This is a genomic window from Thermobifida alba (assembly GCF_023208015.1).
Taxonomy (GTDB): Bacteria; Actinomycetota; Actinomycetes; order Streptosporangiales; family Streptosporangiaceae; genus Thermobifida; species Thermobifida alba.
The window spans coordinates 500,700-516,533 of record NZ_CP051627.1 but is presented as its reverse complement, the minus strand read 5'-3'; the positions used below and the strand labels follow the sequence as shown (position 1 = coordinate 516,533).

At 73.1% G+C, this 15,834-nt stretch carries 12 protein-coding genes; 1 reads left to right on the top strand and 11 read right to left on the bottom strand.

What is annotated here, in order from left to right:
- Window positions 1-23: 23 nt before the first annotated feature.
- The 11 genes from murC to mraZ form a co-directional block, all read right to left on the bottom strand.
- On the bottom strand, window positions 24-1,442 hold the full coding sequence (murC, locus tag FOF52_RS02345; RefSeq protein ID WP_248592185.1) for a UDP-N-acetylmuramate--L-alanine ligase: 1,419 nt from the start codon (window positions 1,440-1,442) through the stop codon (window positions 24-26).
- Window positions 1,439-2,578 (bottom strand): undecaprenyldiphospho-muramoylpentapeptide beta-N-acetylglucosaminyltransferase, encoded by a 1,140-nt coding sequence (murG, locus tag FOF52_RS02340; protein WP_248592184.1) that lies wholly within the window; start codon window positions 2,576-2,578, stop codon window positions 1,439-1,441. The genes murC and murG overlap by 4 nt, the downstream gene beginning before the upstream one ends.
- Window positions 2,575-3,951 (bottom strand): putative lipid II flippase FtsW, encoded by a 1,377-nt coding sequence (gene ftsW, locus FOF52_RS02335; protein WP_248592183.1) that lies wholly within the window; start codon window positions 3,949-3,951, stop codon window positions 2,575-2,577. Before ftsW ends, murG begins: the two co-directional genes overlap by 4 nt.
- A gap of 211 nt (window positions 3,952-4,162) precedes the next feature.
- Window positions 4,163-5,572, bottom strand: a complete 1,410-nt coding sequence (murD, locus tag FOF52_RS02330) for a UDP-N-acetylmuramoyl-L-alanine--D-glutamate ligase (RefSeq protein ID WP_248592182.1) — start codon at window positions 5,570-5,572, stop codon at window positions 4,163-4,165.
- Between the two features lie 3 nt (window positions 5,573-5,575).
- Window positions 5,576-6,631, bottom strand: coding sequence for a phospho-N-acetylmuramoyl-pentapeptide-transferase (mraY, locus tag FOF52_RS02325; RefSeq protein WP_248592181.1), 1,056 nt, complete (start codon window positions 6,629-6,631; stop codon window positions 5,576-5,578).
- A complete protein-coding gene (locus FOF52_RS02320; RefSeq protein ID WP_248592180.1) occupies window positions 6,628-8,040 on the bottom strand; it encodes a UDP-N-acetylmuramoyl-tripeptide--D-alanyl-D-alanine ligase in 1,413 nt (470 codons plus the stop codon). Before FOF52_RS02320 ends, mraY begins: the two co-directional genes overlap by 4 nt.
- A gap of 394 nt (window positions 8,041-8,434) precedes the next feature.
- Entirely contained in the window at window positions 8,435-10,039 is a 1,605-nt protein-coding gene (locus FOF52_RS02315; protein WP_248592179.1) for a UDP-N-acetylmuramoyl-L-alanyl-D-glutamate--2,6-diaminopimelate ligase, read from the bottom strand.
- Window positions 10,040-10,284: 245 nt separating this feature from the next.
- Window positions 10,285-11,985: a peptidoglycan D,D-transpeptidase FtsI family protein gene (locus tag FOF52_RS02310; protein WP_482258126.1), complete on the bottom strand. Its 1,701-nt coding sequence runs from the start codon at window positions 11,983-11,985 to the stop codon at window positions 10,285-10,287.
- Between the two features lie 319 nt (window positions 11,986-12,304).
- Window positions 12,305-12,724: a cell division protein FtsL gene (gene ftsL / locus FOF52_RS02305; RefSeq protein WP_248592177.1), complete on the bottom strand. Its 420-nt coding sequence runs from the start codon at window positions 12,722-12,724 to the stop codon at window positions 12,305-12,307.
- Window positions 12,725-12,802: 78 nt separating this feature from the next.
- Window positions 12,803-13,795: a 16S rRNA (cytosine(1402)-N(4))-methyltransferase RsmH gene (gene rsmH, locus FOF52_RS02300; protein ID WP_248592176.1), complete on the bottom strand. Its 993-nt coding sequence runs from the start codon at window positions 13,793-13,795 to the stop codon at window positions 12,803-12,805.
- 250 nt (window positions 13,796-14,045) lie between these two features.
- Window positions 14,046-14,477 carry a division/cell wall cluster transcriptional repressor MraZ gene (gene mraZ / locus FOF52_RS02295; RefSeq protein WP_248592175.1) on the bottom strand — a complete coding sequence of 144 codons (432 nt, stop codon included), beginning with the start codon at window positions 14,475-14,477 and terminating at the stop codon, window positions 14,046-14,048.
- A 315-nt stretch (window positions 14,478-14,792) separates the two neighbouring features.
- On the opposite strand from mraZ, the gene FOF52_RS02290 reads away from it, so the two are divergent.
- A complete protein-coding gene (locus tag FOF52_RS02290) occupies window positions 14,793-15,779 on the top strand; it encodes an AAA family ATPase (protein WP_425265519.1) in 987 nt (328 codons plus the stop codon).
- The last annotated feature ends 55 nt before the right edge of the window (window positions 15,780-15,834 follow it).

Genomic DNA, 15,834 nt, shown 5'->3' with positions numbered 1-15,834 from the left:
CGCGGGGCCTGCCGCGGGCGGCCTCATCCCAACGCGGCGAGGATCGCCGGGCCGAGTTCGGTGACGTCTCCGGCGCCCATCGTCAGCACGATGTCGCCCGGCCGCGCCACCTGCGCCACGCACTCGACCGCGGCCTCCCGGTCGGGCCGGTGGTAGACCCGGTCGTGGCCGACGCGGTCGGTGATCAACTCGGCGGTGACCCCCGGCTCGGGGTCCTCGCGGGCGGCGTAGATCCCCAGGACGACGACCTCGTCGGCCTTGGTGAGCGCCGCGGCGAACTCGGCGGCGAAGATCCGGGTGCGGCTGAACAGGTGGGGCTGGAACAGCACCACGATCCGCCCGGCCGCACCGCCGTCCGCGGCCTGCGAGTCCAGTGCGGCGCGGACGGCGTCCAGGTCCGCCGCGATCTCGGTGGGGTGGTGGGCGTAGCTGTCGTAGACGCGCACCCCGTTGGCCTCGCCCTTGAACTCGAAGCGGCGCGCCGTGCCCGCGAACTCGGCGAGCCCCTCGGCCGCGACCTCGGGGTCGTGGCCGAGTTCGTCGGCGACCGCGATCGCCGCCGCGGCGTTGAGCACGTTGTGCCGGCCGGGCACGGCGAGGGTGCAGTGCACCGGGTCGCCGGAGGGCGGGGTCAGGACGAAGGCCGTGGTGAACCCGGCCGCCTCGATGCCGCTGACCCGGTAGTCGGCCTCCGCGGCCTCGCCGTAGGTGAGCACCCTGCGGCCGCGTTCGCGGGCGACGGCGGCGACCCGGCGCGCGCCCGGGTCGTCTGCGCCCACCACCAGGGTCTCGGTCACCCGGTCGACGAACGCGGCGAAGTTGGCGTGGATCTCCTCCAGGCCGCCGTAGTTGTCCAGGTGGTCGGCCTCGACGTTGGTGACCACCGCGATCCTGGGCGACAGCATCAGGAAGGAGCCGTCGCTCTCGTCGGCCTCCACCACGATGACGTCGTCGGCGCCCGCGTCGGCCCCCAGCCCGGTCGTCACCAGCTGTCCGCCGATGACGTAGCCGGGGGCGGCGCCCAGGTGCTGCAGCACCACGGTGATCATGGACGTGGTGGTGGTCTTGCCGTGGGTGCCCGCGACCGCCACCCCGCGCCGGTCCAGCAGCAGCGCGCCGAGTGCGGCGGCGCGCGGCAGCACGCGCAGCCCGCGGGAGCGCGCCTCGGCCAGTTCCGGGTTGGTGTCGCGGATGGCGGAGGAGACCACGACCGTGTCGGCGGTGTCCACGTGCTCGGCGGCGTGGCCGACGTGCACGGTCGCGCCCAGCTCGGCCAGCTCCTGCAGCAGGGCGCTGTCGCGCGCGTCGCTGCCGGACACCTCGACCCCGCGCTGCAGCAGCACCCGCGCGATGCCGGACATGCCGGCCCCGCCGATCCCGACGAAGTGGACCCGCCCCAGTTTGTCGACCTCGACCGGCTCGGTCGGTTCGACCAGGCTCATCGGGTGTCTCCCGGTTCCTCCGAGTAGTCGATGGGCATGTCCACCCCGGAGCGGTCGCCGGTGGCGACGGCGATGACCTCCCGGGCCAGCGCCATGTCGGCGTCCCGGCGTCCCAGCCGCGCCGCGGCCTCCGACATCGCCACGATCCGGTCGGTGTCGGTGAGCAGGGGGATGAGCTGCTCGCGGATCCACTGCCGGTTCAGTTCCGAGTTGGCCACCATGAGGCCACCCCCGGCCTGCACGATCGGCTCGGCGTTGAGCCGCTGCTCGCCGTTGCCGATGGCCAGCGGGACGAACGCGCCGGGCAGGCCCACCGCGGTCAGCTCGGCGCAGGTGAGCGCGCCGGAGCGGCACATGGCCACGTCGGCCGCCGCGTAGGCCAGTTCCATCTCGTCGACGTAGGGCACCACCACGTAGGGCACGCCGCCGCGGGTGCGGTCCTCGGGGCCGTCGGCGTTCTTGGGGCCGACCACGTGCAGCACCTGGATGCCCGCCTGGTGGAAGTCCTCGGCGCTGTCGAAGGCGGTCTGGTTGATGACCTGGGCGCCCTGCGAGCCGCCGAAGATCAGCAGGGTCGGCAGATCGGGGCGGAGCCCGAACTTGGCGCGGGCCTTGTCGCCCACGGCCAGCCGGTCCAGGCTGGAGATCCGGGTGCGCAGGGGGATGCCGATGTAGCGGCCGTTGCGGATCTCGGTGTGCGGGTGGCCGGTGAACACGTGCGGGGTGAGCCGTGCGCCGAGCCGGTTGGCCAGGCCGGGCAGCGGGTTGGCCTCGTGCACCACGATCGGGATGCGGCGGCTGCGCGCGGCCAGGTATCCGGGGGTGGCCACGTAGCCGCCGAAGCCGACCAGGACGTCGGCCTGGATGCGTTCCAGGTGCTTGGCCGTGGTGCTGATCGCGTTGGCCAGCCTGCCGGGAACCGACAGCAACTGGGGGGTGAGCTTGCGCGGCAGCGGCACCGCGGGGATCTCTCCCAGCTCGTATCCCCGCATGGGGACGAGCCGCTGCTCCAGTCCCCGCGCGGTGCCCAGGCACAGCACCTGGGTGTCGGGGTTGATTCGCCGCAGCGCATCGGCCAGAGCCAGTGCGGGTTCCACGTGTCCGGCCGTGCCGCCGCCGGCGAGGACTACCCTCATCGTCGCCGATTCCTCCTCGCTTGAACCTGCGTCGGGCGTGTCTTGGGAGCCCGGTTGGCGCGTGCGGATCCACGGCCCGCGTCGTTACCCAGGCCCAGCCAGCTTAGAGCCCTTTGCGTAGATGTAGGACCCCGAGCCGCCAGCGCGGTGCGCGCGGCCGGCTCGTTCCTGGCCAACGCCAGCAGGACGCCCATGCCCAGCATCGTGGGGATGAGTGAGGAACCCCCCGCGGAGACGAAGGGCAGCGGGATGCCCGTGACGGGCAGCACCCCGATGACGGTGCCGATGTTGACCATCGCCTGGACGCAGATCCATGTGGTGATCGCCACCGCGGCCAGCCGCACGAACGGGTCGGCGGCCCGGGCCGCCACACGCAGCCCAGAGTAGCCGAGGACGCCGAAGAGCCCGATCACCAGGAGTGTGCCGAGCAGTCCGAACTCCTCGCCGATGATGGCGAAGATGAAGTCGCTCTCCGGGTGCGGCAGGTGCCCCCACTTCTCCCGGCTGGCGCCGATGCCGACGCCCAGCAGTCCGCCGGTGCCCAGCGCGTAGAGGCCGTGCAGCAGCTGGTAGCCGCTGTTGAGCGGGTCCTCCTCGGGGTTGAGGAAGGCGGTCAGGCGCTTGAGCCGGTAGGGCTCGACCGCGATCATGATGGCGACGAGCAGCCCGACCAGGCCGACCACGCCGAGGAACAGGCGTCCGGGGGCGCCGATGATCCACAGCAGCGCCACCAGGACCGCCATCAGGACGAACGAGGTGCCCAGGTCGCTGCCGACCAGGACCAGCAGCACCAGGATGCCGCAGCCGGGCAGCAGCGGCACCAGCAGGTGCCGCCACTCGGTCAGCTCCCGCAGCTCCTCCTTGCGGGCGAGCACGCCCGCGCCCCACAGCGCGAAGGCGAGCTTGGCGGGTTCGGAGGCCTGGACCGTGAGGCCGCCGATCTCCAGCCACCGGGTGGCGCCGTAGTACTCCACCCCCCGGAAGACGGTCAGGACCAGCAGCAGGACGGAGAGCAGCAGCAGCGGTCCGCCCAGCAGCCGCAGCACCCGCAGCGGCAGCCGGGAGGCGAGCAGCATCAGCGGGACCCCGATGAGCGCGGCGACCGCCTGTTTGAGGAAGAGGGAGAACGCCGACCCGGTCTCGGTGTAGGAGTCGACCATGGAGGAGGACAGCACCATGACCAGGCCGAGCACGATGAGCAGGATGCTGCTGCCGAACAGCAGGTAGTAGGAGGTCAGCGGACGGTCCAGCAGCCGGGCGAACTCGCGGACGCGGTCGAGCGCGGCGCCGCGGGCCGTCCGGGGACGTGCTCCTCGCCGCGCGCGGGCGGCACCTCCCCCGGAAACCGGGGAGACCGATGTGGTGGCCGCCATGTCCTTCCTCCCGCTCACGCCTCCTGGGAACCTCTCCGGTGGACGACTCCACCGGTGCTGCACCAGTCTGGCGGTTGGGAGGGGCCCGGGCCCCGCACATAACCGGCGTGTTGGGGTTTTTTCTGACACCGCGACGCCGGGGACGCACAACTCGCCGAAAGGTTCACCCGCCCCCGGTGTCGATACGGACGCGGTTCGGTCGCGGTTCGGGTCAGGCGAGCAGGGCGCGGACCTCCCGGGCGAACGCCTCCCCGCGCTCGACGTAGTTGGTGAACATGTCCATGGAGGCCGCCGCCGGGGCGAGCAGCACGGTGTCGCCCTTCTGGGCGAGCCGCGCGGCCTCGGCGACGACCTCGGCCATCGCCGCCTCGTCGGTCCGGGCCACGTCGACGACGGGGACGTGCGGCGCGTACTCCTCCAGCGCCTCGCGCAGGTGCTGCCGGTCCGCCCCCAGCAGCACCACCCCGCGCAGCCGGTCGGCGGCGCTGCGCACCAGGTCGGTGACGTCGGCTCCCTTGAGCAGTCCGCCGGCCACCCACACCACCGAGGGGTAGGCGGCCAGGGACGCGGCGGCGGCGTGCGCGTTGGTGGCCTTGGAGTCGTCGACGTAGTCGACCCCGTCGACGGTGGCCACGTGGGCGATGCGGTGCGGTTCGGGGCGGAAGTCGCGCAGTCCGGCGCGCACCGCCTCGGGGGCCGCGCCGACCGACCGGGCCAGCGCGGCGGCGGCCAGCGCGTTGGCGACGTTGTGCGGCGCGGCCGGGGTGACGTCGGCCAGCGAGGCCAGCTCCACCGCCCCGGTGCGCGGGTCGGCCACGAACGCGCGGTCCACCAGCAGGTCCTCGACCACGCCGAGTTCGCCCGCGCGCGGAACGCCCAGGCCGAAGCCGACCAGCGGGGCCGCGGGGTCGCCGTGGGTCTCGGCGAGTTCCCGGATGAACGGGTCCGCGGCGTTGACCACCCGGATGGTCCCGGCGCCGTAGACACGGGCCTTGGCGGCGGCGTAGGGGGCCATGCCGCCGTGCCAGTCCAGGTGGTCGGGGGCGATGTTGACGATCGCGGCGGCGTGCGGGCGCAGCGTGGCCGACCAGTGCAGTTGGAAGCTGGACAGTTCCACGGCGAGCACGTCGTAGCGGTCGGGGCCGTCGGCGAGCGCCGCGTCGATGACGGGGGTTCCCACGTTGCCCACGGCCAGGGCGCGGCGGCCGTCGGCGCGCAGCATCGCCTCCAGCATGCGCACCGTGGTGGTCTTGCCGTTGGTGCCGGTGACGGCCAGCCAGACCTGGTCGGCGGGCCGCAGCCGCCAGGCCAGCTCGACGTCGCCGATCACCTCGATCCCGGCGTCGGCCGCCGCGGCCAGCACGGGCGCGTCGGGCCGCCAGCCGGGGGAGGTGACCACGAGTTCGGTGCCCGCGGGCAGACCGGCCTCGCCGAGCTCCACGGTGGCGCCGAGGTCCCGCAGCCGCCGGGCGCGTTCCCGGTTCGCCTCGTCGTCGCGGCCCTCCACGACCGTGACGCGGGCTCCCCGCTCCAGCAGCGCCCGCGCGACCGGGGGCCCGGAGACCCCCAGCCCGGTCACGCAGACCCGGCGTCCGCTCAGCTCCGTCGCGGTGTCACTCATCGCTTATCGAGGCATCCATTCCAGGTAGAACAGGGCGATCGCGGCGGCCACGAACAGCCCCTGGATGATCCAGAAGCGGATCACGATGGTGGTCTCGGCCCACCCTTTCAGCTCGAAGTGGTGCTGCAGGGGGGCCATGCGGAACACCCGCTTGCCGGTGAGGCGGAACGAGCCGACCTGGATGATCACCGATGCGGTGATGAGGACGAACAGTCCGCCGATGACCAGCAGCAGCAGCTGGGTGCGCGTGGTGATGGCCAGGCCCACCAGCAGGCCGCCCAGGGCCAGGGAGCCGGTGTCGCCCATGAAGATCTTGGCGGGGGGTGCGTTGAACCAGAGGAAGGCGATGCAGCCGCCGAGCGCGGCCGCGGCCACGACGGCCAGGTCCAGGGGGTCGCGCACGGTGTAGCAGTTGGGCTCCAGCGCGTTGACGCAGCTCTGCCGCAGCTGCCAGTTGCCGATGATGACGTAGGCGACGAGGGAGAGGATGGTCGCCCCGGTGGCGAGCCCGTCGAGTCCGTCGGTGAGGTTGACCGCGTTGGAGGTGGCCACGATCAGCAGCAGCGCCCAGATGACGAACAGCCACACCGCCATGGGCGGGCCGAAGTCGCGCAGCAGCGACAGGTGGGTGGAGCCCGGCGTGTAGGTGTAGGAGTTGGGGAACATCGTGACGCCGATGGCGAAGCCCACGCCCACGATGACCTGGCCGAGCATCTTCGCGCCGCTGCGCAGGCCCAGGCTGCGGCGCTTGTAGATCTTGATGAAGTCGTCGAGGAAGCCGACGCAGCCCAGTCCGACGAACAGGAAGATCACCAGCACGCCGGAGACGGTCGGGGGCGTCATCGTCACCGCGTGCGCGCCGAAGTAGCCGACGACCGACCCGAAGATGATGGCGATGCCGCCCATGGTGGGCGTGCCCTGCTTGGTCTTGTGGCCCTGCGGGCCGTCGTCGCGGATCTCCTGCCCGAACTTGAACCGGTACAGGATCTTGATCAGCGGGGGCATGAGGGCGAAGGAGACCAGCAGGGAGATCCCCGCGGCCGCGATGATGCCGGTCATTCGGCGGCCTCCACACCGATCAGCTGCTCGGCTACCTGCTCCAGCCCGGCCACTCGTGATCCCTTCAGCATGACGATGTCCTTGGGTCTCAGACGCTCCCTGAGCACCGCGACCGCCTCGGCCACGTCGGCGACCGCCACGGTCTGCCCTGTCCAGTCGGCGACGGAGGCGGCCCCGTCCGCGATACCGGCGGCCTGCTCGCCGACGGTGACGAGGACGTCGACTCCGCTCTCGGCCGCCAGCCGCCCGACCCGCTCGTGCTCGCTCCGGTGGGCGGAGCCGAGTTCGGCCATGTGTCCCAGCACCGCGAAGGATCGGCGGCTCGCGGCCAGTGTGGCCAGCGTGCGCAGGGCCGCGCTCATGGATTCGGGGTTGGCGTTGTAGGCGTCATTGACGATGGTCACCCCGTCCGGCCGTTCGGTGACCTCCATGCGCCAGCGGCTCACCGGCCCGGCCTCGCCCAGGGCCGCGGCGATGTCGGTGGCGTCCCGGCCCAGTTCGTGCAGGACCGCGGCGACGGCCAGGGCGTTGTGCACCTGGTGGACGCCGACCAGCCGCAGCCGCACCGGGGCGGTGTCCCCGCCGACGGCGAGGGTGAAGCGGGGGCGCCCCTGTTCGTCGAGTTCGACCTCGTCGGCCCGCACGTCGGCACTCTCGGCCAGGCCGTAGCTGAGCACCCGGGCCGGGGTGCGCGCGGCCATGCCGATCACCGCGTCGTCGTCGGCGTTGAGGACGGCCACGCCGCCCTGCTCTGCCGGGGGCAGGGCCTCGACGAGTTCGCCCTTGGCCCGGACGATGGCCGCCCGGTCGCCGAACTCGCCCATGTGGGCGCTGCCGACGTTGAGCACGACCCCGATGCGCGGCGGCGCGATCCGGCACAGGTGCGCGATGTGTCCCACACCGCGCGCGGCGACCTCCAGCGCGATGAAGCGGGTGGTCTCGTCCGCGCGCAGGACGGTGAGCGGATGGCCGATCTCGTTGTTGAACGACCCCGGGGGCGCGACGGTGGGGCCGATCCGCCGCAGCACCTGGGCCAGCAGGTCCTTCGTCGTGGTCTTCCCCGACGAGCCGGTGACGCCGATGACGTCGGCGCCGGGGAGTTGTGCCACGACCGCACGCGCCAGCCTGGCCAGGGCCGCCACGACCTCGTCGTCGCCGCCCTCGACCAGCAGGTGGGGTGCGTCCACCGGGCGGGAGCACAGGACGGCTGCCGCTCCGGCCGCGACCGCGGCCTCGGCGAAGTCGTGGCCGTCGACCCGGGCGCCGCGCAGGGCGACGAACAGCGAACCGGGAGCGGCCTCCCGCGAGTCGATGACCACCGGGCCGTCAACAGTGTCCGTGGGCTGCGCCGATCCGCGTAGTCGTGATCGGGTGATCTCGGCGATCCGATCGAGCGTCAGCGCGATCAAATCCACTCCTCATGTCGGGCCCGGTCCACCACGCTCGAAGCGCCGTGATTGACAGTGAACAGCGTGCGAGAAACGGGGATGCTGTACAAAAGCCGCGAAGCGGCGTGCGGACGCCACGGTGCCGGGCTGAGATTGCCGCACCTAACCTTAGAACAAGATCGACGGCCCGGGTTGCGCTCAGACCCGAATGTGGCACGAGTGAGACCCGTTTCGGGCCCGGCGCCCGAAAACCGGGTGGTCGGGCGGTGTGCGGGGAAACGTCCGCGGCGAACCGCCGCCGAACAGGCGGTTCGGCCCGTGCCGCACCCGGCGCCGCGGCCGCCGCCCCCCGTGCTCGCGGCGCACCGGAGGGCGCCGGTCGCCGGGGGCCGCCCTCCCGGGCGCGGACGGCCGGTCAGTCCCCGTCCATCTGCCAGCGCAGCGCGTCGCGCAGCACCTCGCGGTCGTCGAACGGCAGGACGCGCTCCCCCACCTGCTGGCCGCGTTCGTGTCCCTTTCCGGCCACGACCACCACGTCGCCGGCCCCGGCGCGCTCCACCGCCAACTCGATCGCACTGCGCCGGTCGGGTTCGACCGTGATACGGGCGCGCTGCTCCACGGGAACCTTCGCCACTCCCTCCAGCATGCTGGTGACGATCGTGATCGGGTCCTCGCTGCGGGGGTTGTCGTCGGTGAGGATGACCGCGTCGGCGAGACGGGCCGCGGCCTCCCCCATGAGGGGGCGTTTGCCCCGGTCTCGGTCGCCGCCGCAGCCGACGACGATGGTCAGGCTGCCCTCGGTGACGGACCGCAGCGCGGTGAGGACCGCCTCGATCGCCCCGGGTTTGTGCGAGTAGTCGACGACGGCGGTGAAGTTCTGCCCCTCGTCGACCCGCTCCATCCGGCCGGGCACGCCCCGCGCCGCCGCGACCCCCTCCAGGGCGGTGGGCAGCGGCACCCCCGCCTCGATGAGGGCGACGATCGCGGCCATGGCGTTGGAGACGTTGAAGGGGCCGGGCAGCCGCACCGAGGCGTCCATCTCCATGCCGCCGGGGCCGACCACCCGGAACCGGCTGCCCTGCGGTTCGAGGACGACGTCGGTGGCGTACCAGTCCGCCTCGGTGTCGCCCTCGGCGGAGAACGTGGTGACCGGGATCGCGCCCTGCCCGGTGATCCTGTCGACGAGCGCCCGCCCGAACGCGTCGTCCCGGTTGACCACGGCGACCTTGGCGAACTCGGGCGTGAACAGCCGCGCCTTGGTGTCGAAGTAGTCGTTGAGGTCGGAGTGGAAGTCCAGGTGGTCCTGGGAGAGGTTGGTGAACACGGCGACGTCGTAGCGCACCCCGTCGACCCGTCCCAGCGCCAGGGCGTGGCTGGAGACCTCCATGGCGGCCCCGTCGACCTCGCGTTCGCGCATGAGGGCGAACAGGCCGTGCAGGTCCGTGGCCTCGGGGGTGGTCAGGGAGGAGTCGACGCGCTCGTCGTCCACCCGGATCTCCACGGTGCCCACCAGTCCGGTGCGCATCCCCGCGGCGCGCAGCCCCGACTCCACCAGGTAGCTGACCGTGGTCTTGCCGCTGGTGCCGGTGGTGCCGACCAGCAGCAGCTCCCCGGCCGGGTGGCCGTGGATCCAGGCGGCCACGTCCCCGAGCCGGGCGCGCGGGTCCGGGACGGTGATCACCGGCAGCCGGGTGGCCGCGGCGCGGTCGTACCCGGCGGGATCGGTGAGCACGGCCGCGGCCCCGGCCCGGGCCGCCTGTTCGGCGAACTTGGCTCCGTGGACGCGCTGTCCCGGCAGCGCCACGTACAGGTCTCCGGGGCGCACCGCGCGGGAGTCGTGCGTGACGCCGGTGACGGTGACGGAGTCGACGTCGCGGACCTGCTCGGACTCGGCGGGTTCGGCGGCCGCCGCGGTGCCCAGCGGGGGCTCGGCGGGGTCGACGCACGTGACGAAGGCGTCCGGTCCCAGCAGCGGGACGAGTTCGGAGAGCGGACGTGGCTGGACGTGTTCGGGTCGCATGACGGGTGACACCTCGTGAGGTTATCGGTTCACCGCTGGTGGAGGTCAATTTCTCCGCGGAGACGGTCGGGCCGGGACGCTTCGGTGTCCGCCCGGCCCCGTCGCGGGTGGTGGTGCGGCTGGCTCCGCGGCGGGGACGGCGGTGTCGGGCGTCGGCGGATGTCCGAAAGCATCGGGTACCACGCCGCCGCCTGGCAAGCGCATCCGACCGGTGTGTCCGGTTTCGCTCCGCGGTGCGGTCCCGCTCACTCCACCAGGCGCAGTGCGGGCGGCTCGGTCCCGGTCGGCGGCACCCGCGCCGTCTTGAGTGCGAACGACATCACGTCGGCGAAGACGGGGGTGGCCGCCTCACCGCCGTAGTACTCGTCCTCGGGGCCGTGCAGCACCACCAGGACGACCAGTTCGGGGTCGTCGACCGGGGCGAGGCCGACGAAGGAGCTGACGTAGCCGCCGCCCTCGTACCTGCCGGTGTCGGGGTTGATCCGGTTGGCGGTGCCGGTCTTGCCGCCGATCCGGTAGCCGTCGATGCGGGCCCGCTGGGCGGTGCCCATCTCCCCGGTGACGGCCTCCAGCATCAGTCTGAGGTCGGCGGCGGTCTCGGCGCTGATCACCCGTTCGCTCGCGGGGTCCGGCGCGGCCTCGAACTCGCCGTCGGCGTCCGTCGTCCCCGCCACGAGCGTGGGCTCCACCCGGACGCCGTCGTTGGCGATGGTGGCGTAGACGCTGGCCAGCTGCACGGCGTTGACCGAGACGCTGTGCCCGAAGGAGACGGACGGCAGGTCGGTGCCGGACCAGTTCCGGGGCTCGGCGAGGAGCCCCGCGTTCTCCCCGGGCAGGTCCAGGCCCGTGGGCCGGCCGATCCCGAACCGGTGCAGGTAGTCGTACATCCGCTCGGCGCCCACCTCCTCGCCGATCTTGATGGCCCCGACGTTGCTGGAGGTGGCCATGATCCCGTTGACGGTGAGCCGCTGCGGCGGGTGGGGGCTGGAGTCGCGGAAGACCCGGTCGTAGCGGGTGATGGAGTCGGGGACCAGGTAGACGGTGTCGGGGGTGGCCAGCCCTTCCTCCAGGGCCGCGGCGACGGTGACGGCCTTGACGGTGCTGCCCGGCTCGAACGCGTCGGCGACCGCGCTGTTGCGGCGCTGTTCGGCGCTGACCGAGGAGAAGTCGCTCGGATCGTAGGTGGGGTAGTTGGCCATCGCCCTGATCCGGCCCTCGCGGGTCATCACGATCACGGAGCCCGCCTCGGCGCGCAGCTCCTCGGCGCGTTCGGTGAGGGCCTGCTGGGCGTACCACTGCAGGTCCAGGTCGAGGGTGAGCCGGACGGTGCGGCCGGGGACCGGTTCCTGGACCAGTCCGCCCGCCATCGGGATCTGGGTGCCGCCGCCGCCCACCTCGACCTGCTGCTGTCCGGCCTGTCCGGCGAGGGTCGAGTCCAGCACGGCCTCCAGGCCCTCCAGGCCGTGGCCCTCCGCCCCGACGAAGCCGACCAGGTTGGCCGCGCCCGTCTCACCGGGGTAGACGCGCTTGTAGGCGCGTTCGGCCGAGACCCCGTGCAGGTCGAGCGCGTCGATCTCCTTCCACTCCTCGATCGGCACGCCCCGCTGGACGACCTCGTAGCGGCTGGGGCGGCCGTCGACCCGGGCGTCGAGCTTGGCGGCGACCTCCTCGGGGGACAGGCCGAACCGCTGGGACAGCTCCCGGATGATCTCGTCCCGCTGGTCCGCACGCACCTCGGCCGGGTCGACGAAGACGGTGCGGACCTCCACCGACATGGCGAAGGGCCGCCCCGAGGCGTCGGTGATGTCGCCGCGGACGGTGGGGATCTCGATGGTGGTCAGGCGCAGGTCGGCGGCCGCCTCGGCGTAGTCGTCGGCGTCGATGCCCTGGATCTGCACCAGCCGTGCGGCGAAGATCAGCAGCACGGTGCCGAGGATGGCGCCCATGGCCCGGATGCGCGGCTGGGGGGCCCTGCGGCGGAACCGGCGGCGCAGCGGTGAGCGGACGCCCCCGGCCGGCCGTGCTCCGCGCGCAGCCGCCGCGCCGGTTCCGTTCCCCGGTGCGGCACGGCGCCGCGCGGCCCCGGCCTGCCGGGTGGAACGCCGCGCGGCCTCCGCGGAGCGCGGCCGTTGTCCGCGCCCCCTGCGCGCCGCGGCCGACGGCCGACGCGGATCTTTGGGACTGCGGTCGCGCGGTGTGCTCAACGGTGGACGTTCCCCCCTGTGCGGTGCCCTGTCGCGGTGGTGCGGACCGGTGCCGTGCCGGTCATTCGCCCGTCCCGTCCGGGTCACCGGTGATCCGGCCGCTCTCCAGGTCGAGGAACTGGGGTTCGGCTCCGGGGCGCATGCCCAGCTCCTCGGCCGCCTCGGCGATCGCCTCGGGCGACTCGGCCTGCACGACCCGCTCCCGCAGCGCCTGCTCCTGCTGGCTGAGTTCGCGGTTCTGCTGCTGCAGCGTCGCGATCTCGAAGGTGTCCTCGGCGAGGACCGCGTGCAGCATCAGCAGGGTGACCATCGCCCCGCCGAGCAGTCCCAGGATGAGCAGCACGAACGGCAGGCGTGGTGCGGAGGTCCGGGCCGCGGCGCCGCGGCGCGCGGCACCGGGGCGCACGCCGCGCGGTCGGCGCGGCGCCGGGCGGGTCCTGCTGCGTGCGGTCGTGGTGCGTTCTTCGGTGCTGGTCTCCACTGTGGGTTCTCCCGGACGCCGTCGACGGCTCCCGGCGCGGGCCGGAAGCGCACTCGTGCTGTGTGGCGGGGCCGGCGTTCACGGCTCCCGCGTCCTCTCGGCGGCCCGCAGCCGGGCCGACGCCGCGCGGGGGTTGCGTGCGGTCTCCTGCTCGGTGGGGGCTTCGGCCCTCCGGGTGAGCAGGCGCAGTTCCGGCTGCCGGTCCGGCAGGGGCACCGGCAGTCCGGGCGGGGTGGTGTCGGTGCTCAGCTCGGCCAGGACGCGTTTGGTGATGCGGTCCTCCAGGGAGTGGTAGGACAGCACCACGACGCGTCCCCCCACGGCGAGGCGGGAGATCGCCGCGGGCAGGGCGCGTTCCAGGATGGTCAGTTCGGAGTTGACCTCGATGCGCAGGGCCTGGAAGGTCCGTTTGGCGGGGTTGCCCCCGGTGCGGCGGGCCGGTGCGGGGATGGCCTCGCGGACCAGGTCGGCGAGGACCCCGGTGGTCCGCACCGGCTCCTTGGCGCGCCGCCGCACGATGGCCTGGGCCACCCGGGAGGCGAAGCGCTCCTCGCCGTAGACCCGGAGGATCCGGGTGAGCTCGCCGGCGGAGTAGGTGTTGACGACGTCGGCCGCGGTGCGCTCCTGGGTGCGGTCCATGCGCATGTCCAGCGGGGCGTCGTAGGAGTAGGCGAAGCCCCGGTCGGCCTCGTCCAGTTGGGGCGAGGACACGCCCAGGTCGAGCAGGACGCCGTGGACCCGGTCGAGGCCGAGGCCGTCCAGGACGCGGGGGATGTCGGAGTAGACGGCGTGCGCCAGGTCGACGCGGTCGGCGAAGGGGGCGAGCCGCCGCCGGCTGCGTTCCAGTGCGGTGGTGTCGCGGTCCACGCCCACCAGGCGCAGGCCGGGGTGGGCGGCGAGCAGCGCCGCGGCGTGGCCGCCGAGGCCGAGTGTGCCGTCCACGACGACGGCGTCCGGCCGGTCCAGCGCCGGCGCGAGCAGTTCCAGGACCCGCTCCAGCATGACCGGTACGTGTGCTGGGGCGGGGTGGTCGCGGTGTCGTGGTGCGCCCTCGGACGCGTCGCCTGTCACTGGCCCCCCTGTCCTCGCCGTCCCCGTTTCCCGTGGCCGTCGCTCCCGGAGCGGGCGCGGCCGGACCTCCAGACGCGCCCGTCGGGCGCGCTTGCCCTGTGTCCCGTCGGTCACCTGGCGCCGGGGAAGATGCGCCAGCTGACCCCTGGTCGGCCACGTCTGGAGGCCTGGACCCGACAGGGATTGACGGTCGGTGACCCCTGTCACGGCCCGCGGTGCCGCCCCGCGGCGGCGCTGCGGTGCTGCGGGGTCACAGCACCCCCGGCAACACCTCCTCCGCCAGTTCCGCGAATACCTGCTCCTGTTCGGCCTCGTAGTCGGCCCAGGTCCGGGCGTCCCAGATCTCCAGGCGCGTGTTGGCCCCGATGACCACGCAGTCCCGGTCGAGCCCCGCGTAGGCGCGCAGGTTCGCCGGTATGGTCACCCGGCCCTGCCGGTCGGGGAGTTCGTCGGAGGCGCTGGCGAAGAAGACACGGCTGTAGTCGCGTACCGCCTTGGCGGTGACCGGCGCGGCGCGGAGGACCTGGGTGATGCGTTCGAACTCGCGCACCGGGAAGACGTAGAGGCAGCGCTCCTGGCCCTTCGTGACCACGAGTCCCCCCGCCAGTTCGTCGCGGTACTTCGCCGGGAGGAACATGCGTCCCTTCTCGTCGAGACGCGGCGCGTGGGTGCCGAGAAACACCGCCTCTCACCTCCCGGGCTGCCGCCATGACCTCTTCCTCCACTTGGCTCCACTGTACTCCACTTTCCTCCACCGTCAACAGCCAGGAGCGTCCCCGAGCCCCTGCCACACCGGCGAAACAGCAGTTCGGACAGGGGTGGTGGAAGGTGGAGCGGGCGCGGCGCGACGGAGGCGTCCCGGTGCGTTCCCCGCCCGCTCCGCCGCGGCGCGGGGACACGCCGGCCGGCGTGTCCCCACCCCCGTCCTTGTTTGCAAACCCCCGCTTTGGCCCTAGCCTCGTGATGGACCAGCCACGACACATGACGAGGGGGACACGTGTCGCTCGACACCCGGGTGGACGGCCCCGCCGACAGTCCCGTCGGCGTCAGCGGCCTGCTGGCCCCCGCCCACCGGATCCGGTCGGCGATCGAGACCGTGATCACGGGCAAGCCCGAGGTCGTCCGGATCGCGCTGACCGTCCTGCTGGCCGAGGGGCACCTGCTCATCGAGGACGTCCCCGGTGTCGGCAAGACCATGCTGGCCAAGGCGCTGGGACGGGCCGTCGACTGCGCGGTCAGCCGCGTGCAGTTCACCCCCGACCTGCTCCCCAGCGACATCACCGGCGTCAGCGTCTACCACCAGCAGCGGCGCGAGTTCGAGTTCCGTCCCGGGCCGGTGTTCGCCAACATCGTGCTGGGCGACGAGATCAACCGGGCCTCCCCCAAGACGCAGTCCGCGCTGCTGGAGTGCATGGAGGAGGGTCAGGTCAGCGTCGACGGCGTCACCCGGCGCCTGGAGCGGCCCTTCATGGTGATCGCCACCCAGAACCCCGTCGACACCGAGGTGGAGGGCACCTATCCGCTGCCCGAGGCGCAGCGGGACCGCTTCATGGCGCGGGTCTCCGTGGGCTACCCCGACCCCCGCGCCGAACTCGACATGATCGACGCGCACTCGGTGCGCTCCCCGCTGGACCGGCTCGCCCCGGTGACCACCGTCGCCGAGGTCAACTCGATGATCGAGCGGGTCCGCCGGGTCCACGTCGCCCCCGTGATCAAGCGCTACGCCCTGGACCTGGTCACGGCCACCCGGACCACCCCGGCCCTGCTGCTGGGCGCCTCCCCCCGCGCCACCCTGCACCTGGTGCGCGCCGCCCGCGCCTACGCCGCCCTGGACGGCCGCGACTACGTCCTGCCCGACGACCTCCAGGCGCTGGCCGTGCCGGTGCTGGCGCACCGTCTGCTGCCCGGCGCCGCGGCCCACCGGTCCCCCGCCGACGTGGTCGGCGAACTGGTGGCCGACGTCCCCATCCCCACCCACGGCTGACCTCCGAGGCGAGGAACCGGGACGGTGAACGTACTGCGATCTCTTACCCCGCGCG